General features: G+C 67.8%; 18 protein-coding genes. 12 read left to right on the top strand and 6 right to left on the bottom strand.

The features are described 5' to 3' along the window. Positions 1–88: 88 nt before the first annotated feature. The 3 genes from ACSF9G_RS21375 to ACSF9G_RS21365 are packed head-to-tail and all read left to right on the top strand — an operon-like array spanning position 89 to position 5,892. Complete coding sequence (locus ACSF9G_RS21375) at positions 89–2,536, top strand: GcvT family protein (RefSeq protein ID WP_436644177.1); 2,448 nt, start codon at positions 89–91, stop codon at positions 2,534–2,536. 1 nt (position 2,537) lies between these two features. Further along, entirely contained in the window at positions 2,538–4,952 is a 2,415-nt protein-coding gene (locus ACSF9G_RS21370) for a GcvT family protein (RefSeq protein ID WP_436644176.1), read from the top strand. A gap of 16 nt (positions 4,953–4,968) precedes the next feature. Then, positions 4,969–5,892, top strand: a complete 924-nt coding sequence (locus tag ACSF9G_RS21365; protein ID WP_436644175.1) for a phosphotransferase — start codon at positions 4,969–4,971, stop codon at positions 5,890–5,892. An 88-nt stretch (positions 5,893–5,980) separates the two neighbouring features. Here the strand turns inward: ACSF9G_RS21365 and ACSF9G_RS21360 are convergent, their stop codons facing one another. Further along, on the bottom strand, positions 5,981–6,793 hold the full coding sequence (locus ACSF9G_RS21360) for a citryl-CoA lyase (RefSeq protein ID WP_436644174.1): 813 nt from the start codon (positions 6,791–6,793) through the stop codon (positions 5,981–5,983). Between the two features lie 609 nt (positions 6,794–7,402). On the opposite strand from ACSF9G_RS21360, the gene ACSF9G_RS21355 reads away from it, so the two are divergent. The 9 genes from ACSF9G_RS21355 to ACSF9G_RS21315 all read left to right on the top strand — a co-directional run bounded on the left by ACSF9G_RS21355 (position 7,403) and on the right by ACSF9G_RS21315 (position 17,023). Continuing rightward, positions 7,403–8,410 carry a thiamine pyrophosphate-dependent dehydrogenase E1 component subunit alpha gene (locus ACSF9G_RS21355; protein ID WP_436644173.1) on the top strand — a complete coding sequence of 336 codons (1,008 nt, stop codon included), beginning with the start codon at positions 7,403–7,405 and terminating at the stop codon, positions 8,408–8,410. Beyond that, positions 8,410–9,384 carry an alpha-ketoacid dehydrogenase subunit beta gene (locus ACSF9G_RS21350; RefSeq protein WP_436644172.1) on the top strand — a complete coding sequence of 325 codons (975 nt, stop codon included), beginning with the start codon at positions 8,410–8,412 and terminating at the stop codon, positions 9,382–9,384. The genes ACSF9G_RS21355 and ACSF9G_RS21350 overlap by 1 nt, the downstream gene beginning before the upstream one ends. A gap of 37 nt (positions 9,385–9,421) precedes the next feature. After that, complete coding sequence (locus ACSF9G_RS21345) at positions 9,422–10,435, top strand: DctP family TRAP transporter solute-binding subunit (protein WP_436644171.1); 1,014 nt, start codon at positions 9,422–9,424, stop codon at positions 10,433–10,435. Between the two features lie 65 nt (positions 10,436–10,500). After that, a complete protein-coding gene (locus ACSF9G_RS21340; protein ID WP_436644170.1) occupies positions 10,501–11,013 on the top strand; it encodes a TRAP transporter small permease in 513 nt (170 codons plus the stop codon). Next, entirely contained in the window at positions 11,010–12,308 is a 1,299-nt protein-coding gene (locus tag ACSF9G_RS21335; protein WP_436644169.1) for a TRAP transporter large permease, read from the top strand. The genes ACSF9G_RS21340 and ACSF9G_RS21335 overlap by 4 nt, the downstream gene beginning before the upstream one ends. A gap of 30 nt (positions 12,309–12,338) precedes the next feature. Beyond that, a complete protein-coding gene (locus tag ACSF9G_RS21330) occupies positions 12,339–14,066 on the top strand; it encodes a thiamine pyrophosphate-binding protein (RefSeq protein WP_436644168.1) in 1,728 nt (575 codons plus the stop codon). A gap of 83 nt (positions 14,067–14,149) precedes the next feature. Then, positions 14,150–15,376 (top strand): aminotransferase-like domain-containing protein, encoded by a 1,227-nt coding sequence (locus ACSF9G_RS21325; RefSeq protein WP_436644167.1) that lies wholly within the window; start codon positions 14,150–14,152, stop codon positions 15,374–15,376. A gap of 9 nt (positions 15,377–15,385) precedes the next feature. Beyond that, on the top strand, positions 15,386–16,219 hold the full coding sequence (locus ACSF9G_RS21320) for a hypothetical protein (RefSeq protein ID WP_436644166.1): 834 nt from the start codon (positions 15,386–15,388) through the stop codon (positions 16,217–16,219). Between the two features lie 9 nt (positions 16,220–16,228). Beyond that, positions 16,229–17,023: an IclR family transcriptional regulator gene (locus tag ACSF9G_RS21315; RefSeq protein ID WP_436644165.1), complete on the top strand. Its 795-nt coding sequence runs from the start codon at positions 16,229–16,231 to the stop codon at positions 17,021–17,023. A gap of 30 nt (positions 17,024–17,053) precedes the next feature. Here ACSF9G_RS21315 and ACSF9G_RS21310 read toward each other — a convergent pair whose 3' ends face one another. From ACSF9G_RS21310 to ACSF9G_RS21290, 5 genes are all read right to left on the bottom strand, one after another. Continuing rightward, positions 17,054–17,770 carry an ABC transporter ATP-binding protein gene (locus ACSF9G_RS21310; protein WP_436644164.1) on the bottom strand — a complete coding sequence of 239 codons (717 nt, stop codon included), beginning with the start codon at positions 17,768–17,770 and terminating at the stop codon, positions 17,054–17,056. Then, positions 17,763–18,533, bottom strand: a complete 771-nt coding sequence (locus ACSF9G_RS21305) for an ABC transporter ATP-binding protein (protein ID WP_436644163.1) — start codon at positions 18,531–18,533, stop codon at positions 17,763–17,765. The genes ACSF9G_RS21310 and ACSF9G_RS21305 overlap by 8 nt, the downstream gene beginning before the upstream one ends. Continuing rightward, on the bottom strand, positions 18,530–19,564 hold the full coding sequence (locus ACSF9G_RS21300) for a branched-chain amino acid ABC transporter permease (RefSeq protein ID WP_436644162.1): 1,035 nt from the start codon (positions 19,562–19,564) through the stop codon (positions 18,530–18,532). The genes ACSF9G_RS21305 and ACSF9G_RS21300 overlap by 4 nt, the downstream gene beginning before the upstream one ends. Positions 19,565–19,566: 2 nt before the next feature. Continuing rightward, on the bottom strand, positions 19,567–20,433 hold the full coding sequence (locus ACSF9G_RS21295) for a branched-chain amino acid ABC transporter permease (RefSeq protein WP_436644161.1): 867 nt from the start codon (positions 20,431–20,433) through the stop codon (positions 19,567–19,569). Positions 20,434–20,520: 87 nt separating this feature from the next. Further along, complete coding sequence (locus ACSF9G_RS21290; RefSeq protein WP_436644160.1) at positions 20,521–21,696, bottom strand: ABC transporter substrate-binding protein; 1,176 nt, start codon at positions 21,694–21,696, stop codon at positions 20,521–20,523. Positions 21,697–21,843 lie beyond the last annotated feature (147 nt).

The following is a 21,843-nucleotide window of genomic DNA, read 5'->3' as shown; positions in this document are numbered from 1 at the left end:
CTGAGCCACGATCCTCGCCGCGACCACCGCCTGAATCCCGATACGGCCCGCGTGCCGGATGCCACGCTACGACTGAGGAACCGCGTCAATGGCTGACCTGCCGACAGAAGCAAGAGCCGTCGTCATCGGCGGGGGCATCGTGGGATGCTCCACCGCCTATCATCTCGGCAAGCTCGGCTGGACCGATACGATCGTGCTGGAGCGTGCCAAGCTCACCTCGGGCTCGACCTGGCACGCGGCCGGGCTCGTCGGCCAGCTGCGCACCAGCGCCAACATCACCCAGCTCCTGGGCAATTCCGTCGCCCTCTACGACCGCCTCGAGGAGGAAACGGGACTGGCCACCGGCTGGAAGATGAACGGGGGGCTGCGGCTCGCCTGCAACTCCGACCGCTGGACGGAAGTGCGCCGCCAGGCGACGACGGCCCATTCCTTCGGTCTCGAAATGCACCTGCTGACGCCGAAGGAGGCGCAGGATCTCTGGCCGTTGATGGATATCGGCGATCTCGTCGGCGCCGCCTACCTGCCGACCGACGGCCAGGCGAGCCCGTCCGACATCACCCAGGCGCTGGCCAGGGGCGCGCGCATGTCGGGCGTGACGGTCTTCGAGGATACGCCGGTCACCGGCATCCTGATCGAGGACGGGCGCATCAGGGGTGTCGAGACGCCGCGCGGGACGGTGAAATGCGAGGTCGTCGTCAACTGCGCCGGGCAGTGGGCGCGGGACATCGGCCGGCTCGCCGGCGTCAACGTGCCGCTCGTCTCGGTCCAGCACCAGTATCTGATCACCGAGGCGATCGATGGCGTTGCCGCGAACCTGCCGACGCTGCGCGATCCCGATCGCCTGACCTACTACAAGGAGGAGGTCGGCGGTCTCGTCATGGGCGGCTACGAGCCGAACCCGATCCCCTGGGCGAACGACGGCATTCCCGATGGCTTCGAGTTCACCCTGCTCAATTCCGACTGGGACCACTTCTCCGACATCATGGAGCTGGCGCTCGGCCGTGTGCCGGCGCTGGCCCATGCCGGCGTCAAGGAACTCCTGAACGGTCCGGAGAGCTTCACGCCGGACGGCAACTTCATTCTCGGCGAGGCGCCGGAACAGCATGGCTTCTTCGTCGGCGCCGGATTCAACGCCTTCGGCATCGCGGCCGGCGGCGGCGCCGGCATGGCGCTCGCCGAATGGATCGTCGCGGGCGAGCCGCCGTTCGACCTGTGGCCGGTCGACATCCGTCGTTTCGGCCGCCCGCATTTCGATGCCGACTGGGTGCGCACGCGCACGCTCGAGCTCTACGGCAAGCACTACACTATCGCCTGGCCCGGCGAAGAGCACGACAGCGGCAGGCCCTGCCGCCGCTCCGCGCTCTACGACCGGCTCAAGGCGGCCGGCGCCTGCTTCGGCGAGAAGCTCGGCTGGGAGCGGCCGAACTGGTTCGCCGATCCGTCCGCGGGGGAAGCGCCGCAGGACGTCTACAGCTTCGGCCGGCCGAACTGGTTCGAGGCGGTCGGGCGTGAGCACGCCGCGACCCGCGAGGCCGTCACCGTCTTCGACCAGTCCTCCTTCGCCAAGTTCCTGGTCGTCGGCCCGGACGCGGAGGCCGCGCTCACCTGGATCTGCGCCGGCAATGTCGCGCGGGCGCCGGGCAGGCTCGTCTATACCCAGATGCTTAACCCGCGCGGCGGGATCGAATGCGACCTGACCGTCGCCCGCCTCAGCCCCGACCGCTACTACATCGTCACCGGCACCGGGTTCGCGACCCACGATCTCGACTGGATCCGCCGCAACATTCCCGCCGGCCTCAACGTTCAGGTCGTCGACGTCAGCTCCGGCTACGGCGTGCTGTCGGTCATGGGGCCGAACGCGCGCACGCTGCTGTCGCGGCTGACGCGCGACGATCTCTCCAACGACGGTTTCCCGTTCGGCACGGTGCGCGAGATCGGCATCGCGGGCGCGCCGGTCATGGCGCTGCGCGTGACCTATGTCGGCGAACTCGGCTGGGAACTGCATGTTCCCACCGAGTATGTCGTCAATGTCTACGAGGCGCTGATGGACCAGGGCGGCGACCTGGGCGTGCGCCCGGCCGGCTATCGCGCCATCGAGTCGCTGCGCCTGGAGAAGGGCTACCGCGCCTGGGGCTCCGACATCGGCCCTGACCACACGCCGCTGGAAGCGGGGCTCGGCTGGGCGGTGAAGCTGAAATCCAACCAGCCGTTCCTCGGCCGCGAGGCGCTCGACGCGCAGGGCCGGGGGCCGCTGAAGAAGCAGCTTGCCGGTTTCACGGTCGATCCGGCTATCGTGCTGCTCGGCCGCGAGACCATTTATCGCGACGGCGAGCGCGTCGGCTGGCTGACCAGCGGCGGCTACGGCTACACCGTCGGCCAGTCGATCGGCTACGGCTATGTCCGCAACCCCGACGGCGTCGACGCGGCCTATGTGACGTCGGGCGCCTACGAGCTGGAGGTCGCGACCGAGCGCGTTCCCGCCAGACTGTTCCTGCAGCCGCTCTACGATCCGGCCATGAGCCGGGTGAAGGCGTGAGATGAGCGGTACCCAGGCCCGCATCGTCATCATCGGCGGCGGCGCGATCGGCTGTGCCATCGCCTATCATCTGGCCCGCTCCGGCGAGCGCGACGTGGTGCTGCTGGAAAAGGCGCAGCTCACCCACGGTTCGACATGGCACGCGGCGGGTCTCGTCGGCCAGTTGCGGTCGAAGAAGAACCTGACGCGGCTGATGCAGAACTCGGTCGCGGTCTACGACCGGCTGGAAGCCGAATCCGGCCAGGCCATCGACTGGAAGAAGGCGGGGTCGCTGCGGATTGCCGCGAGCGAAGAACGGCTCGCCGAGATCCGCCGCTCGCTGACCCAGGCCAAGGGCTTCGGCTTCGAGGCCCACGAGATCGCGCCGCGCGAGGCGATGGAGCGCTTTCCCTGGATGACGGGCGACGGCGTGGTCGGTGCCGCCTGGATCCCCAGCGACGGCTATATCGACCCCTATGCGCTGACGCAGGCCTACGCGAAGGTGGCGCGGGCCGGCGGCGTGAGGATCCGCGAAGGCGTTCTGGTCACCGGCTTCGAGCGGGAGGGGCGGCGCATCACCGGCGTCGTCACCGACCACGGAACCATCGCCTGCGAGATCGTCGTCAACGCGGCCGGTATCTGGGCCAAGAGGATCGGCGAGATGGCCGGCGTCGCGCTGGCCGCCGGCGCGGTCGAGCATCAGTACGTCGTCACCGAGAAGAAGATCGACGTCACCGCAGAGACGCCGACGTTCCGCGACCCCGACCGCATCTTCTACCTGAAGCCGGATGTGAAGGCCTTCGCCATCGGCGGCTGGGAGCAGGGGGCGCCGGCGTGCTGGCCTCGGGGCGTGCCCTTCGACTTCGGCCGCGAACTGTTTCCAGAGAACCTCGACCGGCTGGAGCTGTTCATGCTGCCCGCCGCCGAGCGGCTGCCGATCCTGAACGAGATCGGCATCCAGACCGTCATCAACGGGCCGATCCCGGTGTCGGCCGACGGCGAGCCGGTCATGGGCCTCGCGCCCGAGCTCGACAATTTCTACGTCGCCTGCGGCTTCACCGCCGGCATCGCCGCGTCCGGCGGGGCCGGCGAGGCGATGGCCAACTGGATCCTGCACGGCGATCCGGGCATGGACCTGTGGCCCTTCGACGTGCGCCGGTTCTCGCCGCACCAGGCCAACCGGCGGTATCTGGCGCAGCGGTCGAGCGAGGCCTATGGCGATTACTACGCGATCCACTGGCCCGGCGCGGAACTGCACACAGCGCGCGGCGGACGCCTGAGCCCGATCCACCATCTCCTGACGGCGAACAAGGCGGTTCACGGCTCCAAGGCCGGGTGGGAGCGGCCGCTATGGTTCGATACCGGCGCGGTGGCCGCATCCGAGACCCCGAGCTTCGAGCACAAGCCGGGCTGGTTCGAGGCGGTCGGCCGCGAGCACGCCGCCGTGCGCGAGGGCGTCGCGCTGATCGACCAGACGTCGTTCTGCAAGTTCGAGGTGACCGGTCCCGGAGCCCTCGCGGCACTGCAGCGCATCGCCGCCAACGACCTCGACCGAGCCGACGGTACCTGCGTCTATACCCAACTTTGCAACGACCGAGCCGGCGTCGAAGCCGACCTCACGATCATGCGCCTGGACGCGCAGCGCTTCTATATCGTCACCGGCAGCCAGTTCGGCGTGCGGGATTCCGGCTGGATCGCACGCCACCTGCCCGGCGACGGCGCAGTGCAGCTTCGCGACGTGACCCCGGCCTACGCCGTCATCAATCTCGTCGGTCCGAAAGCACGGCGCGTGCTGCAGGAGACGACGGACGACGACGTATCCAACGAGGCCTTCCCGTATCTCGCCGTGCGCGACATCGAGATCGGCCTGGGCCGCGTCCGCGCGGCCCGCGTCGGCTATGTCGGCGAACTCGGCTGGGAGCTGCATGTCCCTTCCGAACAGGCGCCGCATGTCTACCAAACCCTTCGCAACGCTGGCGAAAAGCACGGCATCGCCGATGTCGGATACCGGGCGATCGAGTCGCTCAGGCTGGAGAAGGGCTACGTCTACTGGTCGGCCGAGGTAACGCCGGACACCGATCCCTACGAGGCGGGGCTCGGTTTCTGCGTCGCGCTCGACAAGGGCGGTTTCATCGGCCGCGAGGCGCTCGCGCGGATCAAGGCAGACGGCCCGTCGCGGCGGCTCGTGACGCTTACCGTCGACGGCTTTGCACCGCTGATCGGCGGCGAGGCGGTTCTTTGCGAAGGCCAGGTCGTCGGCACCACGACGAGTGCGGGCTACGGCTACACGGTCGGCAGGACCATCGCCTTCGCCTACGTGCCGGCCGCGCTGGCCCGGGCGACCGACTTCGTCGTCGAGGCCTACGGCATAAGCTATCCCGCGATCCGTGGTCCGCGCACGCTGCATGACCCGAAATCGGAACGACTGAAGAGCTAGCAGAAAAGGGGGCACCATGAGCGAAACCGACGCGGCCCGGACAGCGCTTTCCGGCATTGCCGCCTTTGCCGGGAAAAACGTCGCGGCGGCCTCGCTCACGCGGCTCGGCGGGCTCACCAATCTGGTGTTCCAGGTGGATCTCGACGGCGAACGCTACTGCCTGCGCCTGCCCGGCGAGGGAACCTCCGAGTATATCGACCGCAAGGTGGAGGAAACCAACGCGAAAGCCGCGGCCGCCGCCGGGGTGTCGCCGGGGGTGGTTCACTTCGGCGCCGACGGTGTCATGGTCACCCGCTATGTCGATGGCTCGACGACCATGAGCGCCGACTTGTTCGCGACGACGCCGGGCGCCATCGAACGTGCCGGCAGGGCGTTCCGGAAACTGCATGACAACGCGGGCAAGTTCGACTTTCGCTTCGAGCTGTTCTCGATGATCGACGAATATCTCGGCCACCTGAAAAGGCTCGGCGCCGCGGTCCCGGATGGCTATCACGACGTCGTCGCGGACGCCGAGACGGTACGCGGCGCCTTGTCGGCGCATCCGCTGCCGCTGGCCCCGTGCCACTGCGATCCGCTGTGCGAGAATTTCCTCGATACCGGCGACATCATGTGGATCGTCGACTGGGAATATTCCGGTATGAACGATCCGATGTGGGATCTGGGCGACCTATCGGTCGAAGGCGGCTTCGACGCCGACATGGACCGCCGGCTGATCGAAGCCTATTTCGGCGGCCCGGCGACGGCTGTCGATCGCGGTCGCATGGTCATCTACAAGGCGATGTGCGACCTGCTCTGGACGCTGTGGGGCCTGATCCAGCACGCCAAAAACAACCCGGTCGAGGATTTCTGGGCCTATTCCATCAACCGGTTCGAGCGCTGCAAGGCGCTGATGGCGACGCGGGACTTTGCGCGCCACGTGGACGCCGTGCGCGAAGGCTGATCCGGCACCCAGAACCACCCGATTACGATGTCGGCACGAACGTGCCGGCCGCGGAGAACGACACTTTCGCGCGGCCCGCCGGTCGATCTCAGGACCCGGATTTCCCGGGGGTATCGGATGTCGCTCCGTCGTAGCCGATCGCCTGATCGGCCTCGTGGGACATGATGAAGCCGATGGAGCGTTGGGATTCCTCGTAGAGATGCGCGACGAGGCCGGCGGCGCGGGCCAGTAGAGGCACGCCCTTGAGCGCCTCCAGCGGCCAGCCGGCGTCCAGCATCAGCGCGGGAATCGCGCCGGAGACGTTTATCGGCAGCGGACGATCCATGATCGCGGGCGCGAGCTCCCCGAGGAGCCGCAGCGCGCGGACATAGTCGCCGGAGACGCCGTTGTCGTCGGCGAGCGTCAGCAGCGCGTTGGCGCGCGGATCGCCGGCGCTGTGCTGCGGATGGCCGAGCCCGGGGACCTTCCGGCGTGCCGCCTTCAGCTCCTGCAACGTCTCGCGGCAGACGTCCTCGATATCGCGACCGGTGCCGCGGCTTTTCTCCAGGAGTTCGGCGAGACAGCGCCCCGCCTCCTCGGAGCTGCCGGCGACGACCGATCCCATGCCGAGCAGGCCGGCGGACATGGCGCCCTGCCAGGCTTCGGGAGCGGCCGCGAGCGTCATGCGCGCGGCCTGGACGCTGGGGACCAATCCATGCTCCGCGATCGCGACGAGACAGGCGTTCGTCACGAGGCGTTGTTTGTCGTCGGGGCGCTCTCCGGTGACCAGCAGCCAGAAATAGTCGGTGAAATCGATCTTGCCGATCAGATCGTTGCACAGATCGTTCCCGCGAACGGTGACCGAATGTTTATTCGAGGTGGCGATCGCCGTAAAGGCTTGGTCTTGCTTGCCTATTCGCATTTGTATTCCAGTCTTCGCGATCCGGGATTTTCTCTTGCCGAAGTACTGATGGGCCGTCGGGCGCCGCTGTCAAGGTCTACCCCCGGCCCTTGGACCGATCGTCGACGGCCCGGGCCGGAACGGAAAGTCCGGCGGGCACACGCGCCGGCGAATTTCGACGCGTTCACCGTAACCGATGCGGAGATGAATTGGGTCAGCCGAATTGTCGAAGCACGCGCGAAGGCCCCGGCCGCCTCGGGATGCTCCGATACTGTGCATCCGGATATGACGCCGGGCCTGTCGGTTCGGCGAAAGGTTCAACGACTGCTTGACCGACAATTTGTTCCATTTTATTTTTATTAAGTTCCGCAATACGGAACAAATTCCGAAATCGATATGAAAACGAATACGAGACGGATTGGAGGACAACGAGCACTGGCGGGAAAAAGCGAAGAAAATCGCTCTTCGTGGTCTTCAGCCGACAATACAATCCAAAAAACAACCGTTTCGCCTGACGGAAGATGCATCGCGCCCAAACCCGGACGCGGTCGTTGACCGGAGGCGATCGACAATGATCCACGCAGCGCGGTTCGGATGCGCTGGCGTGGCAGGGACAGGGAGACTCCAAGGGTGCCGGCCGGCCAATCCACACGTGCCTCCAATCTGAACATCGAGCGCCTGAAGGCGCAGTTCGGCCAGATGTGCCGGATCCGAGAGTTCGAGCGCGCTGCCATCACGGCGTCGACCGAGAAACTGGTCCTCGGCGCCATTCATCCCTCCATCGGACAGGAAGCGGTCGCCGCCGGCGTCTGCGGAAACCTGAAGCGCGACGACATCATCCTGTCGACCCATCGCGGTCACGGCCACACCATGGCCAAGGGCGCCGATGCGCTCGCCATGATGCGCGAGCTGTTCGGGCGGGCCGGCGGCACCAGCGGCGGTAAGGGTGGTTCGATGCATATCGCCGATTTCTCGGTCGGTATGCTGGGCGCCAACGGCGTCGTCGCCGCCAACATCAACATCGCCGCCGGCGCGGCGCACGCGATCAAGCTGAGGGGCGAGGACAAGGTCGTCGTCTGTTTCTTCGGCGACGGTGCGATCAATCGCGGACCCTTCCTCGAGGGGCTGAACTGGGCCGGCGTATTCAAGCTGCCGATCCTGTTCGTCTGCGAGGACAACGGGTTCGCGGCGACGACGCGCACCCATGCGATGACCGCCGGCGGCGGCCCGGCGGCCCGCGCGGAATCGATCGGCATCAAGGCGGAGATCGTGGACGGCAACGATGTCGTGGCGGTCGACGAGATCGCCCGTGCGCTGATCGAGGAGGCGCGCCGGGGCACGCCGCGGTTTCTTCTGGCGAACACCTATCGCCTTACCGGCCACACCAGCGCGGACCCAGCGCCCTACCGGGCGGAGGAGGAAGTGCAGGAACGCTGGCTCAACGATCCGATCGAATACGCCCGCGACGTGCTCGTCCGCGCCGGGGTCGCGCCGGCCGAGCTCGACGCGATGCACCGGGCGGCGGAAGCGGAGATGAGGCAAGCCTACGAAACCGCAAAGGCAACGGAGTGGCCCGACACCGCCCTCGCTTTCGCGGACGTCCAGGATATCGGCGATCCGCGCGAGGAGGCGTTCTGATGGCCCGCGTTACCTACATGGAAGCCGGCCGCCAGGCGGTCGCGGAGGAAATGCGCCGCGATTCGCTCGTCTGGGCCGTCGGCGAGGATCTCGGCCGCGGTGGTGTGTTCGGCCAGTACAAGGGCCTGGCTGACGAATTCGGCTCGGACCGGATCTCGGACGCGCCGATTTCGGAATCCTGCATCCTGGGCGCCGCCGTCGGCGCGGCGATGACGGGTACGCGGCCGATCGTCGAGATGCGGTTCTCCGACTTCGCCCTGTGTGCCGTCGACGAACTCGTCAACCAGGCCGCCAAGGCCCGTTACATGTTCGGCGGCCAGACGCGCGTGCCGATCGTGGTACGCGAGCCCATCGGCATGTGGCGCTCGTCCGCGGCCCAGCATTCGCAGTCGCTGGAGGCCTGGTATGCCCATATTCCCGGCCTCGTCGTCGCCGTGCCGTCGACGCCGGCCGACGCCAAGGGGCTGTTGAAATCCGCGATCCGTTGTGACGATCCGGTCGTGTTCATGGAACACAAGAACCTGTGGCCGCTCGAGGGCGAGGTGCCGGACGGCGACGTCGTGGTCGACTTCGGCAAGGCACGCATGGTTCGCGACGGCAAGGACGTTACGATCGTTTCGTGGTCGGCGGCGGTGCATACGGCCGCGGAGGCCGCGAAAGCGCTGTCGGGCGAGGGCATCGAGGCCGAAGTCATCGATCTGCGCACGCTGTGGCCCTGGGACAAAGCTGCGGTGCTGAAAAGCGTGGAGACGACGGGTCGGCTCCTGGTCGTCCAGGAGTCGGTTTCGGTCGCCGGATTCGGCGCGGAGGTCGCGGCCACCGTCGCCGAGGCCCTGCACGGTGCTCTGAAGGCGCCGGTGAGGCGGCTCGGCGCGCCGCGCATCCCGATCAGCTACGCCCCGCCGCTCGAGGACGAGGTGCGGGTCACCGCGGACGCCGTCGCCGCAGCCGCGCGCGATCTCGTCACACCGTAACAACAGGTAAAAACGTACCAACGAAGGGAGAATGCTCATGCGTATCTTGAAAGTCGCTCTGCTTGCCGGCCTGGCCGCCCTGACGGCGATGCCGGCTGCCGCCGAGTACAAGGAAGAGTACAAGATCTCGACCGTCGTGCCGGCGCCGTTCCCGTGGGGTATCGCGGCGGAGAAATGGGCCGAGCTCGTCGGCGAGCGCACCGACGGCCGCATCAAGATGAAGGTCTATCCGGGTGCCCAGCTCGTGTCCGGCGACCAGACCAAGGAATTCACCGCGATGCGTCGCGGCATCATCGACATGGCCGTGGGCTCGACGATCAACTGGTCGCCGCAGATCAAGGAACTGAATCTCTTCTCGTTGCCGTTCCTGATGCCCGACTACGAGTCGATCGACGTGCTGACCCAGGGCCCGGTCGGCGAGAAGCTGTTCGCGATCCTGCGCGAGAACGGCGTCGAGCCGCTCGCCTGGGCGGAGAACGGCTATCGCGAGGTATCGAACTCCAAGCATCCGATCCGCACCCCCGACGACCTCAAGGGCCTGAAGATGCGTGTCGTCGGCTCGCCGCTGTTCAACGACACCTTCACCGCGCTCGGCGCCAATCCGACCCAGATGAGCTGGGCCGACGCCAAGCCGGCGCTGACGACGGGCGCCGTCGACGGACAGGAGAACCCGCTGTCGGTCTTCACCATCGCCAAGATGCACGAGATCGGACAGACGAACCTGACGCTTTGGCACTACGTCGCCGATCCGCTGATCTTCGCGGTCAATCAGGACGTCTGGAACGCGTTCTCGCCCGAGGACCAGGCCATCGTCCGCCAGGCGGCGCTGGATGCCGGCGCGGTCGGCATCGAGGTCGCACGCAAGGGCCTGACCGGCGGCGACAATTCCGCCATCGAGGAAGTCCGCGCGCTCGGCGTCGAGGTGATCGAGCTGACGCCGGAAGAGCGCCAGGCCTTCGTCGACGCGACGCGGGGCGTCTACGCCGACTGGAAGGAAAAGATTGGCCCCGAAATCGTAGAAATGGCCGAAGAGTCGATCGCCAATCGCTGATCGGACGACGGGAGCGGGCGCGCCAGCGCCCGCTCTCCCCAGTTTCGATGAACAGGGCGAGACCCGTGTCAGACACCGGCGCAGACATTCCCGAGAAGCCTGGCGCGAAACACGCGCGGGTGCCGATCTCGCTCGAGCGGGCCGCCGGCGCCGTCGCCATGGGGCTGATCTGCCTGATCAGCTTCGCCAACGTGGTGGTGCGCTACGCCACCGACGTCTCCTTCGCCTTCACCGAGGAATTTTCCGTCTTCCTGCTGGTGTTCATGACCTTCGTCGGGGCCTCGCTGGCCTTCGCCACGAACGAGAACATCCGCATCACCTTTCTCGCCGACAAGCTGTCGCCGCGCGGTCGGCTGGCCTGCGAGGTGGTCGCCGCGCTCGCCTCGTTCCTCATGTTCGCCCTGGTGGTCTGGTACTCGGGCGAACTCAGCTGGGATGAGTTCCGCTTCGGCGAGACCTCGCCGGGCCTCGGTTATCCGACCTGGATCTACACGGTCTGGCTGCCGATCCTGGGCATCGTGATCCTGCTCAGGATCCTCGGCCGGCTGATCGCCACGCTCAGGGGCACGGCGTCATGATCGCGGCGAATTTCGTCCTGATCGGCGTCTTCGTCGTCCTCCTCGCCGTCGGCACGCCGATCGCCGTGGCGCTGGGGCTCGCGGGCGCGGCGGCCGTCGCCATCGGTCTCGACCTGCAGACGGTCGCGATGATCGGCACCAATACCTACACCTCGATCGCGAAATATCCGCTGATCGCGATCCCGCTGTTCATTCTGACGGGCATGGTGTTCGAGCGCTCCGGCGTCGCCGGCCGGCTCGTTACCTTCGCCCAGGCGATCGTCGGGCCGCGCCGCGGCGGGCTCGCGGTCGTCGCCACGCTGGTGTGCATGATCATGGGGGGCATGTCGGGGTCCGGCCCGGCGGATGCCGCCGCTGTCGCCACCATCATGATCCCGTCGATGATGAAGGCCGGCTATCCGCGCGAATTCTCGGCCAGCGTCATCGCCGCCTCGGCCTCGACCGCGATCCTGATCCCGCCGTCGATCGCGCTGATCGTCTATTCGATCCTGGTGCCGGGCATGGATTTGCGGGCGCTGTTCGCCGCCGGGCTCGTCCCGGGCGTCCTGGCGGGCGCCGCGGTGATCCTGCCGACGCTGATCCTGAGCCGGCGGCACGATTTCGGCGCGCAAGAGCTTGCGGAACGGCCTGAGTTCTGGAAAAGCCTGTGGCAAGCGGTTCCCGGCCTGCTCGCGCCCGTGATCATCCTCGGCGGCCTGCGCTCGGGCCTGTTCACGCCGACGGAAGCCGCCGCCGTGGCGGTCGCCTACGGTTTCCTCGTCGGCGTCCTGATCTATCGCAAGATGGGTTGGCGCGACGTCTGGTCGGTGCTCGCCGACAGCGCCGAGACCTCGGCGGTGATCATGGTCATCATCTCTCTGGCCGGCCTGTTCGCCTGGGCCGGCTCGACGCTGGGCGCCTTCGACCACGCGGCGCAATCGATCCTGGCGGTGAGCGACTCCGGCCTGGTTGTGCTGATCCTGGTGATGGCGGTGTTGTTGGTCGCCGGCATGATCCTCGACGGCGTGTCGATCTACCTGATCACGCTGCCGCTGCTGGTGCCGATCGCGATCGCCTTCGAGTGGAACCTGACCTGGTTCGGCGTGCTGATGGCCATGAACATCGCCATCGGCCAGTTCACGCCGCCGGTCGCCGTCAACCTGATGGTCACCGCGCGCATCGCGCGGGTGCCGATCGAGGCGACGGTGCCGTGGATCCTCTGGCTCATGCTGACGATGGGCACGGCGATGCTGCTCGTCATCCTGTTTCCGGAAATCGCCCTGTGGCTGCCCAAGATGCTGGGCTACCGGGTATGACATGCCTCTAATACGCGTAGGAGACGTGCGGTGAGTACCAACGAGATGACCGGCGGCGAGGCGATGGCCCGCATGCTGAAGGCCTGCGGCACCGGGCCGATGTTCGGCATGGGCGGCTTCCAGCTCCTGCCCTTCTACGACGCGGCGCGGCGGATCGGGCTCGATCACAACCTGATCAACGACGAGCGTTGCGCGGTGTTCATCGCCGACGCCTATGCCAAGGTTGCCGGCCGCGTCGGCGTCTGCGACGCCACGCTGGGGCCGGGCGCCACCAATCTCGTCACCGGTCTCGTCGAGGCGCTCAACGCCGGCTCGCCGCTCGTCGTCTTCGTCGGCGACACCCACCGCCTGCACGCCTGGAAGAACATGACGCAGGAGACCCGGCAGATCGAGATCCTCCGGCCGGCCTGCAAGGAGCTGATCCGCATCGAGATGGTCGAACGCATCCCGGAGTTGGTCCGCCGCGCCTTCCAGGTCGCGACCTCCGGGCGGCCAGGCCCTGTCGTCGTGGACGTGCCCGAGGATGTCTGCCACGGCACCCATCCCTTCGACGAGGCGGAGTTCGCGGTCGACCCCGGGATATCGATGGCCCCGTCGCTGCGCTGCCGTCCCGCCTCGGAAGACCTTACGCGCGCCGCGGCGATGCTCGCCGGCGCCAGGCGGCCGCTGATGCTGTGCGGCGGCGGCGTCCATATCAGCGGCGCCACGGCGGCGGCGGAAGCGCTGGCGCACGCGATCAACCTTCCGGTCGCCCACACCATGACCGGTAAGGGCGCGATCGCCTGTTCCGACCCGCTCAATGCCGGCCTGTTCGGGCGCTACGACCGCATCGCCAACGCCCTGATAGATGCCTCCGACTGCCTGCTGGTCGTCGGCTGCAAGCTGGGCGAGATCGCGACCAAGCGGTACACCGTGCCGGCCGCCGGCAAGACCGTGATCCATCTCGACAACGTGGCCGAGGAATTCGGCCGTACCTTCCAGCCGACGCTCAGGCTTTGGGGTGACGCCCGCGAGGGCCTGCGCGACCTGGCCCTGGAACTTGCCGGCGAGGCGGACGAGATCCGCGCGCGCCAGCAGGGATATGCCGACGAGGTCGCGGCGAAGATGGCCGAGTGGCGCGGGTCGGTCGAGGCGCGCCTGACCTCAGACGAGCGGCCGATCAACATGGCGCGGCTCCTGAACGAGTTGAACGCGGCGATGCCGGCCGACGGCATTCTCGTCGCCGACGGCGGATTCGCCGCGCATTGGGGCGGGCTGCTCTACGATACGAAGCAGGCCGGACGCGGCTTCGTGCCCGATCGCGGCTTCGCCTCGATCGGCTACGGCCTGCCCGGCGCGATGGGGTGCGCGCTCGCCGCGCCGGGGCGTCCCGTCGTGGGGCTGACCGGTGACGGCGGTTTCAATATGGTGATGGGAGAGCTGGAAACGGCGCGCCGGCTCAAGCTGCCGCTCACCGTCATCGTCGTCAACAACGCGGCGTCCGGTTACGTGAAGGCGCTGCAGCACCTGATGTATGGCGCGGGCAGCTACCAGTCGAGCGACCTCGCCGAGGTCAACTATGCCCGCGTCGCCGAGTCGCTCGGCTGCACCGGCATCCGCGTCGAGGACCCGGCCGACATCGCCGCCGCGCTGCGGCAGGGCATCGCGGGCGACGGACCTACGCTGATCGACATCGTCGTTACCCGCGATCCGGCGCATATGCTGCCGGGCGTCGATAATCGCACGGTGCAGGTGAAGAAGGGCGACCGGGTCGCCTGACGGCACGGTCGCCGCGCAAGATCTGACATGCAGCGAGGTCGAGGCGGCGAAGATCGCCCGGCCGGTTCAGGGGGAGTACGGCCATGACCGAGTTCAGGTACAAGGACGCATTCAGCGCGACCGGCCCGGAGCCGGCGGCGCGCTTCACCGGCCTGCCGAAATACAATTTCGTCTACGGCCACAACGATCCCGCCCAGGTGCCTTCGGAGGCGCTTGCCGAGGCGGCCGCCAGGGTCATTCGCGAGAACGGGTCGCGGCTGGCCATGTATCACCTCGGCGACGGACCGCAGGGCTATCGGCCGCTGCGCGACTTCGTCGCCCGCAAGCTCGGCGCGACGCGCGGCATAAGCTGCACCGCGGACGACGTGGTCCTCACCTCCGGTTCGCTGCAGGGCATGGATCTGGTCAACGCGACCTTCCTGGACGCCGGCGACACCGCGATCCTGGAGGAATTCACCTATGGCGGGGCGATCGGCAAGCTCCAGCGCCTCGGCGTCGAGGTGATCGGCGCGCCGCTCGATTCGGACGGCATTCGCATGGACGCGCTCGAGGCCATCCTGAAGGACCTCGCCGGGCGCGGCGTGACGCCGAAATTCATCTACACCATACCGACGGTGCAGAACCCGACCGGATCGGTGATGCCGATCGACCGACGCCGGCAGCTGCTCGCGCTTTCCGCCGAGTACGGCGTGCCGATCGTCGAGGACGAGTGCTACACCGATCTCGCCTGGGAGGAGGGCCAGCCGCCGGCGCTCTACGCGCTCGATCCCTCGCGTGTCGTCCATATCGGCTCGTTCTCCAAGTCGCTGGCGCCCGCGCTCCGGGTCGGCTACGTCGTCGGCGGCTGGGACGTGCTGTCGCGTGTGCTCGCCCGCAAGACCGATGCCGGGTCTCCGGCGATCGAGCAGATGGTCATCGCAGAGTATTTCGGCGCGGCGTTCGATCAGCACGTGGCGAGCCTGAAGACCGCGCTGCGCCGCAAGCTGGACGTGATGGTGGAGTCGCTGGAACGGGAGTTCGGCACGTCGGCGGAGCTGTTCGTGCCGAAGGGCGGCATCTTCCTGTGGCTGAAGCTGCCCGACCATGTCGACGTCAGGACCTTCGCCCAGTCGGCGCTGGATCAGGGCGTCGCCTTCAATCCGGGGCCGGAATGGGCCTGCGATCCGGACGCCGCCAAGAGCTACATGCGGCTGTGCTTCGCCCTGCCGGCCGAGCACATGATCCGGGAGGGCGTCGCGGAACTGGCGCGGATCTGTTTCGAGCATACCGGGGTGCCGGAGCGCCGCGGCAACGTGCAGCAGACGTCCTAGGAGCCGGCCATGACGGTTCGTTCAGACACCCGGGCGCACGACCTGCCCGACGGGGTCGTCGTCGCCGATACGATCACCAAGCTGCCGGCCGGGGCCGCGGGCGGTGTCGTCGTGTCGGGCTCGCATGGCGGGCGCTATCCGGGCTATCTGGCGGCGGCGGGCGGCGTTCGCGCCGTGATCCTGTGCGATGCCGGCATCGGCAAGGACGAGGCCGGCATCGGTGCGTTGCCGTATCTCGGCGCTCTCGGCATCGCCGCGGCAGCGGTGTCGCATCTGAGCTGCCGGATCGGCGATACCGGCGACATGCTCGCGCGGGGAACGATCAGCCGCGCCAACCCGGTTGCCGCGCGCCTCGGCGTGCGGGCCGGCGATACGACGCGCGATGCGGCGGTCAAACTGCGCGCCGTGCCGCGCGTCGTCGTGACGCCCGAACCGCAGGGCGAAGGGCGCGCCTCTGTCGACCAGCCCGGGCCGCGCCGGATCGCGCTCGTCGATTCCGCGGCGATGGTGGGCCCGGAGGACGTCGGCCAGATCGTCGTGACCGGCTCGCACGGCGGCCTCGTCGGCGGCAATCCGACGATGGCGCTGCGGGTCGACGGCTTCGCCGCCGTCTACAACGACGCCGGGATCGGCATCGAGGACGCCGGCATCGCCCGATTGCCGGCGCTGGATACGCGCGGCATCGCCGCCTTCACCGTGGCCGCCGACTCAGCCCGGATCGGCGAGGCGCGCTCGACATTCGAGGACGGGGTCATCTCGGCGGTGAACCGCACGGCGGCGGCGATGGGCGCACGGGTCGGCGCGCCGGCGCGCGATATCCTGCTTGTCTGGGCGGCGGGATGAGGCGGTGACGTGAGCGGCGACCGAACCGTCCAGTCCGTTCAGCGCGCGGCCGAGATCCTCAAGCTCCTCGCCGGCGAGCCGACCGCCGGCTGGCGCCTGTCCGACATCGCCCGCGCGTCGGGCCTGGGCAAGGCGACGACGCATCGTCTGCTGTCGGCGCTGTCGGATGCCGGTTTCGTCTATCAGTCGCCCGACACGCGGCGCTATCTCATCGGCTATGCGCTCGTCCGGCTGGTCCGGCAGGCGACGCGCTTCGACATCGGCGACCTGGCGCGGCCGTCTCTGCTGCGGCTCGCGCGGGAGACCGAGGACACGGTGTTCCTTTCCGTGCGCGAAGGGCTCGACGCGCTGTGCCTGGAACGCGAGGTCGGCGCTTTCCCGATCAAGACGCTGACGCTCGACGCCGGCGACCGGCGCCCGCTCGGGGTCGGGGCCGGCAGCCTGGCGCTGCTCGCCTTCCTGCCGCCGGAGGAGATCGCCGAGGTGATCGCCAGCAACGCGCCGCGGCTTGGCAGCTATCCGCGTTTCGGTCCGGCGGAGCTCGGCGCGCTGGTGCAGGAGGCGCGCCGCCGGGGCTATTCCTTCAACGAGGGCCGCATCGTCTCGGCCATGTGCGCGGTCGGCGTGCCCGTGTTCGATCCGGGCGGCCGGGTGGTCGCGTCAATCAGTGTCGCCGCGATCCGCGAACGCATGGACGAGGACCGGGTCGCCTGGATCGTTTCGCGGCTGACGGCGGAGGCGAACAGCCTGCGGGCAAAGCTTGGCGGGCCGTCCGGGCGGGCCGCCGCCGGCGAGACCGCCTGAGCCGGCTCAACCGACGGGGGCGCCAGCGCGTCACGCTTCGGCGAGTTTCAGGCCAATATAGCGGTCGAGGACGGCGTGATCGTCGAGCAGCTCCCTGGAGGGGCCGCGATGAGCGATGGCGCCGCGCTCGATGACGAGCGCCTGTTCGGTCAGCGACAGCGCGATCTCGGCATGCTGCTCGACCAGGATCAGCGCGGTCTTCTGCGCCGCGCTCATCCGCTCGATGGCCGACGACAGTTCCTCGACGACGACGGGGGCGAGGCCCTCCAGCGGCTCGTCGAGAAGCAGGATGGCGGGATTGGTCATCAGCGTGCGGGCGATGGTCAGCATCTGCTGCTCGCCGCCGGAGAGCTGGTTGCCCATGTTCTGGCGTCGCTCGGCCAGGCGCGGAAACAGGCCGTAGACGGCGGCGAGATCCCAATGCCCGGGGCGGGCGGCTACCGTCAGGTTCTCCTCCACCGTCAGCGTCGCGAAGACGTCGCGCTCCTGCGGCACCCAGCCGATGCCGGCGCGCGCCCGGCGGAACGGGGCCCTTCGCGTGACGTCCCGACCGCGCCAGCGGACGGTGCCGTGCTCCACGGTGGTGTAGCCCATGATGGTCAGCAGCAGCGTCGACTTGCCGACGCCGTTGCGGCCGAGCACCGCGAGGCTGCCGGTCTCGGGCACCTCGAAGGAAATTCCGTCGAGCACGACGGACTCGCCATAGCCGGCGCGAATATCGGACAGCGCGAGCAGCGGTTCAGCCATGCCGGGCTCCGTGCGGCTGCGTGCTGCCGAGATAGACCTCGCGGACCCGAGGATCGGACGAGATCTCCTGCGGTGTGCCCTCCACCAGCGTCGCGCCGCCGACCAGCACTATGATGCGGGAGGCGAAACGGAACACGATGTTCATGTCGTGCTCGATGAACAGCACGGTGATGTCGTCGGGCAGGCCGGCGATCGCCTCGAACAGGGCCGCGCTCTCGCCGCTCGGGACGCCTGCGGCCGGCTCGTCGAGCAGGAGAACCTTCGGTCTCGTCGCCAGCGCCAGCGCGATCTCCAGCAGCCGCTGCTGGCCATAGGCGAGCGCGTGCGTCGGACTGAGGCAGACCGGGCCGAGCTGCATCGCGGCGAGGATCGTGTAGGCCTCGTCGACCGCATCGGCATGGTTGGGCAGCGGCCGCCACCAGTTGCCGGCTTCGCCGCGGCGTTCGCAGACGGCGAGCGTGACCGATTCCAGCGCGGTCAGATGCGGGAACAGGGTGTTGATCTGGAAGGTGCGGGCCAGGCCCTTCTTGACCCGCGCATCCGGCTTCAGCGCGGTGATGTCCTCGCCGCCCAGCAGGATGCGGCCGGAATCGGGGCGCAGCATGCCTGTTATCATGTTGATCAGGGTCGTCTTGCCGGCGCCATTGGGCCCGATCAGCGCGTGGCGCGCACCCTTCGGCAGGCTGATGTCGATCGACTGGGCGACCCGCAGCGAACCGAACTGCTTGTCGAGGCCGCGGGTGGCCAGCGCCGGCGCGGTCACGGTTTCCTCCAGCGCGGGGGCACCAGCCGGGCGAGGCCGCCGACGATGCCGTCGGGCAGGAACAGCACGACGGCCATCAACAGGAGGCCGATCCAGAAATACCAGTATTGCGGGTTCATGTCGGCGAGCTGGTCGCGGGCGATCATGAAGATGGCCGCGCCGACGATGGCGCCGTACAGGCGGCCGGTGCCGCCGAGGATCAGCATGACGGCGAGGTCGGCGGAGCGCTGGAAGCCGAGCACCTCGAGCGACGCGAATTCGGTGGTCTGGGTGAGCAGCGCCCCGGCGACCCCGGCGATCGCCGCGGAGATGACATAGACCTTCTGCAGGCGGCGCTGATTCGGCGCGCCGATCGCCGGCATGCGCACCGCGTTCTCGCGGATGCCGCGCAGGGACAGGCCGAAGGGCGAATGCACGAGGCGGCGCGATACGACGAACAGGATGAACAACACGACCAGCGCATAGACATAGGCGGTCCGGCCCCACAGATCGAAGTCCCAAACGCCGAAGATCGGCCAGGTGTCGACGCCGAGCAGGCCGTCGGCGCCGCCGGTCAGCCAGGCGGCGCTGTTGGCCAGCTCGACGGCGATGAAGCCGAGGCCGAGCGTGATCATCAGCAGCGCCAGGTGCTGCACCCGCACGATCAGGAAGCTCGTCAGGTATCCGACGACGGCGGCCACGAAGGCCGAGATGAAAAGGCCGCTGATCGGCTCGCCCCAGCCGTATTTCGAGATGATCCCGGCGGTATAGGCGCCGACGCCGAAATACACGGCGTGGCCGAGCGAGATGATGCCGGCATAGCCCAGGATCAGATCGAGAGAGAGGGCGAACAGCGCGGTGATGGCGATCTGGCTGGCCAGGCTCAGATAGGTCGGCAGCAGGAAGAACGGCAGGATCGCGGCAAGCCAGAACAGGACCTCGAAGACGCTCCAGCGGGCCTGTCCCGCAAGGAAGGCGCGCGGATCGACGCCGGCGCCGGCGCTGAACGCCGGGGCCGTCGCCGCTTCGGTCTTCGCCGGCGTCTCGGTCATCGTCACGCCCGCTTGCCGAACAGACCGAGCGGCACGAAGAACAGGATGCCGATCATAAGCCCGTAGATCAGGAAGGCGCCGATCTCGGGCACGTAGTACTTGCCGGCGACGTCGCCGATGCCGAGAAGCGTGGCGGCGACGAAGGAACCGCGGATCGAACCGAGGCCGCCGACGGCGACCACGATCAGCATGTAGACGAGGTAGTGGAAGGCGAAGGAGGGATCGAGGCCGACGATCTCGATCGATAACGCGCCGCCGAGACCGGCGAGGCCGCTGCCGAGCGCGAAGGTGATGGCGAACACCGTCTCGACGTCGATGCCCAGCCCGCTGGCCATGCGCTGGTTGTCGACGGCGGCGCGCACCATGGCGCCGAAGCGGGTGTATTCGAGGCCGATGACCAGCAGCGCGGTGATGACGAGGGCCACGGCGATCAGGAAGATGCGGTAGACGCCGAAGGTGTAGTCGATCGCCTCGATCGACCCGCGCAGATAGTCGGGCACCCGCACCGGCTGGACCTCGGTGGTGAACAGGTAGGCGGCAATCGCGGAAATGACGAAGACAAGGCCGATCGTGAACAGAACCTGTTGCAGCGGATCGGACGTGTAGAGCCGGCGGAACAGGGTGCGCTCGAGCGCCACGCTGACGATGGCGGCGGCGAGGAAGGCCATCGGCAGGGAGGCGAGGAACGGCCAGCCCAGATAATTCATCAGGGTGACGGTGACGTAGCCGCCGATCATGGCGAAGGCGCCATGCGCGAGGTTGATGAAGTTCATCAGCCCCAGCGTCACCGACAGGCCGACGGACAGCAGAAAAAGAAGCATTCCGTAGGCGAACCCGTCGAAAAGAACGCCCAGGATCTGCGCGCCCATGCCCCGCTGCCTGTTTTTTGCGTCGTTTCAGGGATGCGGCGACCGGACCAGTGGCCCGGCCGCCCGTTCTGTACGGCCCTGGCGGGACTACATCCGCGCCTTGACCGGGTCCTTGACGTTCTCGACCTTGTCGAACTCGACGTTGATCAGCTTGCCGTTCGGGCCCTTCTCGACGCGGCGGATATAGATGTTCTCGATGACGTCGCGGGTTTCGGGATCGATCGACATCGGGCCGCGCGGGCTTTCCCATGCCATGCCCTTGGCGGCGTCGATCAGCGCCTCGCCGTCGGTTTTGCCGTCGGTCTTCTCCAGCGCCGCGTAGATGAGGTGCATGCCGTCATAGCCGCCGACCGAATAGATGTCCGGGTTGCGGCCGAACATCTCGTTGTACGCCTTCACGAAGGCGGCGTTCATGTCCGACTTGTGGGCGTAGTCGTAGTGGAAGCCGGTGATGATGCCGACCGCGCTGTCGCCCATCGATTCAAGCGCCGACTCGAAGGTGAGCTCGCCCTGACCCATGATCATGGTGTTCTGGGGCGTCAGGCCGCGCTCGGCGAGGGCCTTGCCGAGGGCGGCGGGCTGGGCGCCGCCGGGGATGAACACCCAGATGCCCTGCGGATTGGCGTCCTTGGCGCGCTGGACGAACGCCGAGAAGTCCGGGTTGGCGACCGGGGTCTTGTCGGCCCCGACGATCTTGCCGCCGGCGGCCTCGAAGGCCCGCTGGAAGGCGGACTGGGCGTCGTTGCCCGGCCCGTAGTCGGCGTTGATCGTATAGGCTTCCTGGACGCCGTTGTCGTAGGCCCATTTGCCCAGGACCTCGTTGACCATCGGCGTGGTCATCGAGACGCGGGCCATGTAGGGCGACTTGGTGGTGATGATCGAGGTCGCGGCGTTCATCACGACCATGAATTTCTTGGCTTCCTCGGAGATCGGCCCGACGGCGAGCGCATTCGGCGTCAACGCGAAACCGGCGAGGATGTCGACCTTGTCGCGGACGACCAGTTCCGTGGCCAGACGCTTGGCGACGTCCGGGGCGATGCCGCCCACGTCCTTGGTGATGATCTCGACCGTCTTGCCGGCGACGGTGTCACCGTTCTCCTTCATGTACAGCTTGATGCCGTTGTCGACCTGAATGCCGGTGTCGGCGAAGGGGCCGGTCAGGGGCAGGATCACGCCGATCTTGACGGTCTCCTGCGCCTGGGCGGTTCCGAAGCCGGCAAGGCCGGCCGCGAGTACCAGGACGACTGCATTGGCCTTCCACATGGTTCTCTCCCTTGATGGCGATTGCCTATTGTAATTTTGGTATCAAACTATGTCCCTTGATCTATGCGGTCAATTTCGACGGCTAGAAAATCCGTGTTGTCGGATAGTTGAAAAACCGGGCGAATCCGGCGCGTGGCGCGCCGTTGC

Source organism: Microbaculum mangrovi (genome assembly GCF_051390635.1).
In the GTDB taxonomy this organism is placed as follows: Bacteria; Pseudomonadota; Alphaproteobacteria; order Rhizobiales; family Tepidamorphaceae; genus Microbaculum.
The sequence above is the reverse complement of the archived record's forward strand: the minus strand, read 5'-3'. Positions and strand labels throughout refer to the sequence as shown.

What these genes read in the sequence shown, in the direction of transcription:
- ACSF9G_RS21370 (WP_436644176.1), top strand. Translation starts at nt 2,538, where the DNA reads ATGAGCGGTACCCAGGCCCGCATCGTCATCATCGGCGGCGGCGCGATC.
- ACSF9G_RS21350 (WP_436644172.1), top strand. Translation starts at nt 8,410, where the DNA reads ATGGCCCGCGTTACCTACATGGAAGCCGGCCGCCAGGCGGTCGCGGAG.
- ACSF9G_RS21310 (WP_436644164.1), bottom strand. Translation starts at nt 17,770, where the DNA reads ATGGCTGAACCGCTGCTCGCGCTGTCCGATATTCGCGCCGGCTATGGC.
- ACSF9G_RS21375 (WP_436644177.1), top strand. Translation starts at nt 89, where the DNA reads ATGGCTGACCTGCCGACAGAAGCAAGAGCCGTCGTCATCGGCGGGGGC.
- ACSF9G_RS21365 (WP_436644175.1), top strand. Translation starts at nt 4,969, where the DNA reads ATGAGCGAAACCGACGCGGCCCGGACAGCGCTTTCCGGCATTGCCGCC.
- ACSF9G_RS21290 (WP_436644160.1), bottom strand. Translation starts at nt 21,696, where the DNA reads ATGTGGAAGGCCAATGCAGTCGTCCTGGTACTCGCGGCCGGCCTTGCC.
- ACSF9G_RS21295 (WP_436644161.1), bottom strand. Translation starts at nt 20,433, where the DNA reads ATGGGCGCGCAGATCCTGGGCGTTCTTTTCGACGGGTTCGCCTACGGA.
- ACSF9G_RS21325 (WP_436644167.1), top strand. Translation starts at nt 14,150, where the DNA reads ATGACCGAGTTCAGGTACAAGGACGCATTCAGCGCGACCGGCCCGGAG.
- ACSF9G_RS21360 (WP_436644174.1), bottom strand. Translation starts at nt 6,793, where the DNA reads ATGCGAATAGGCAAGCAAGACCAAGCCTTTACGGCGATCGCCACCTCG.
- ACSF9G_RS21345 (WP_436644171.1), top strand. Translation starts at nt 9,422, where the DNA reads ATGCGTATCTTGAAAGTCGCTCTGCTTGCCGGCCTGGCCGCCCTGACG.
- ACSF9G_RS21300 (WP_436644162.1), bottom strand. Translation starts at nt 19,564, where the DNA reads ATGACCGAGACGCCGGCGAAGACCGAAGCGGCGACGGCCCCGGCGTTC.
- ACSF9G_RS21320 (WP_436644166.1), top strand. Translation starts at nt 15,386, where the DNA reads ATGACGGTTCGTTCAGACACCCGGGCGCACGACCTGCCCGACGGGGTC.
- ACSF9G_RS21335 (WP_436644169.1), top strand. Translation starts at nt 11,010, where the DNA reads ATGATCGCGGCGAATTTCGTCCTGATCGGCGTCTTCGTCGTCCTCCTC.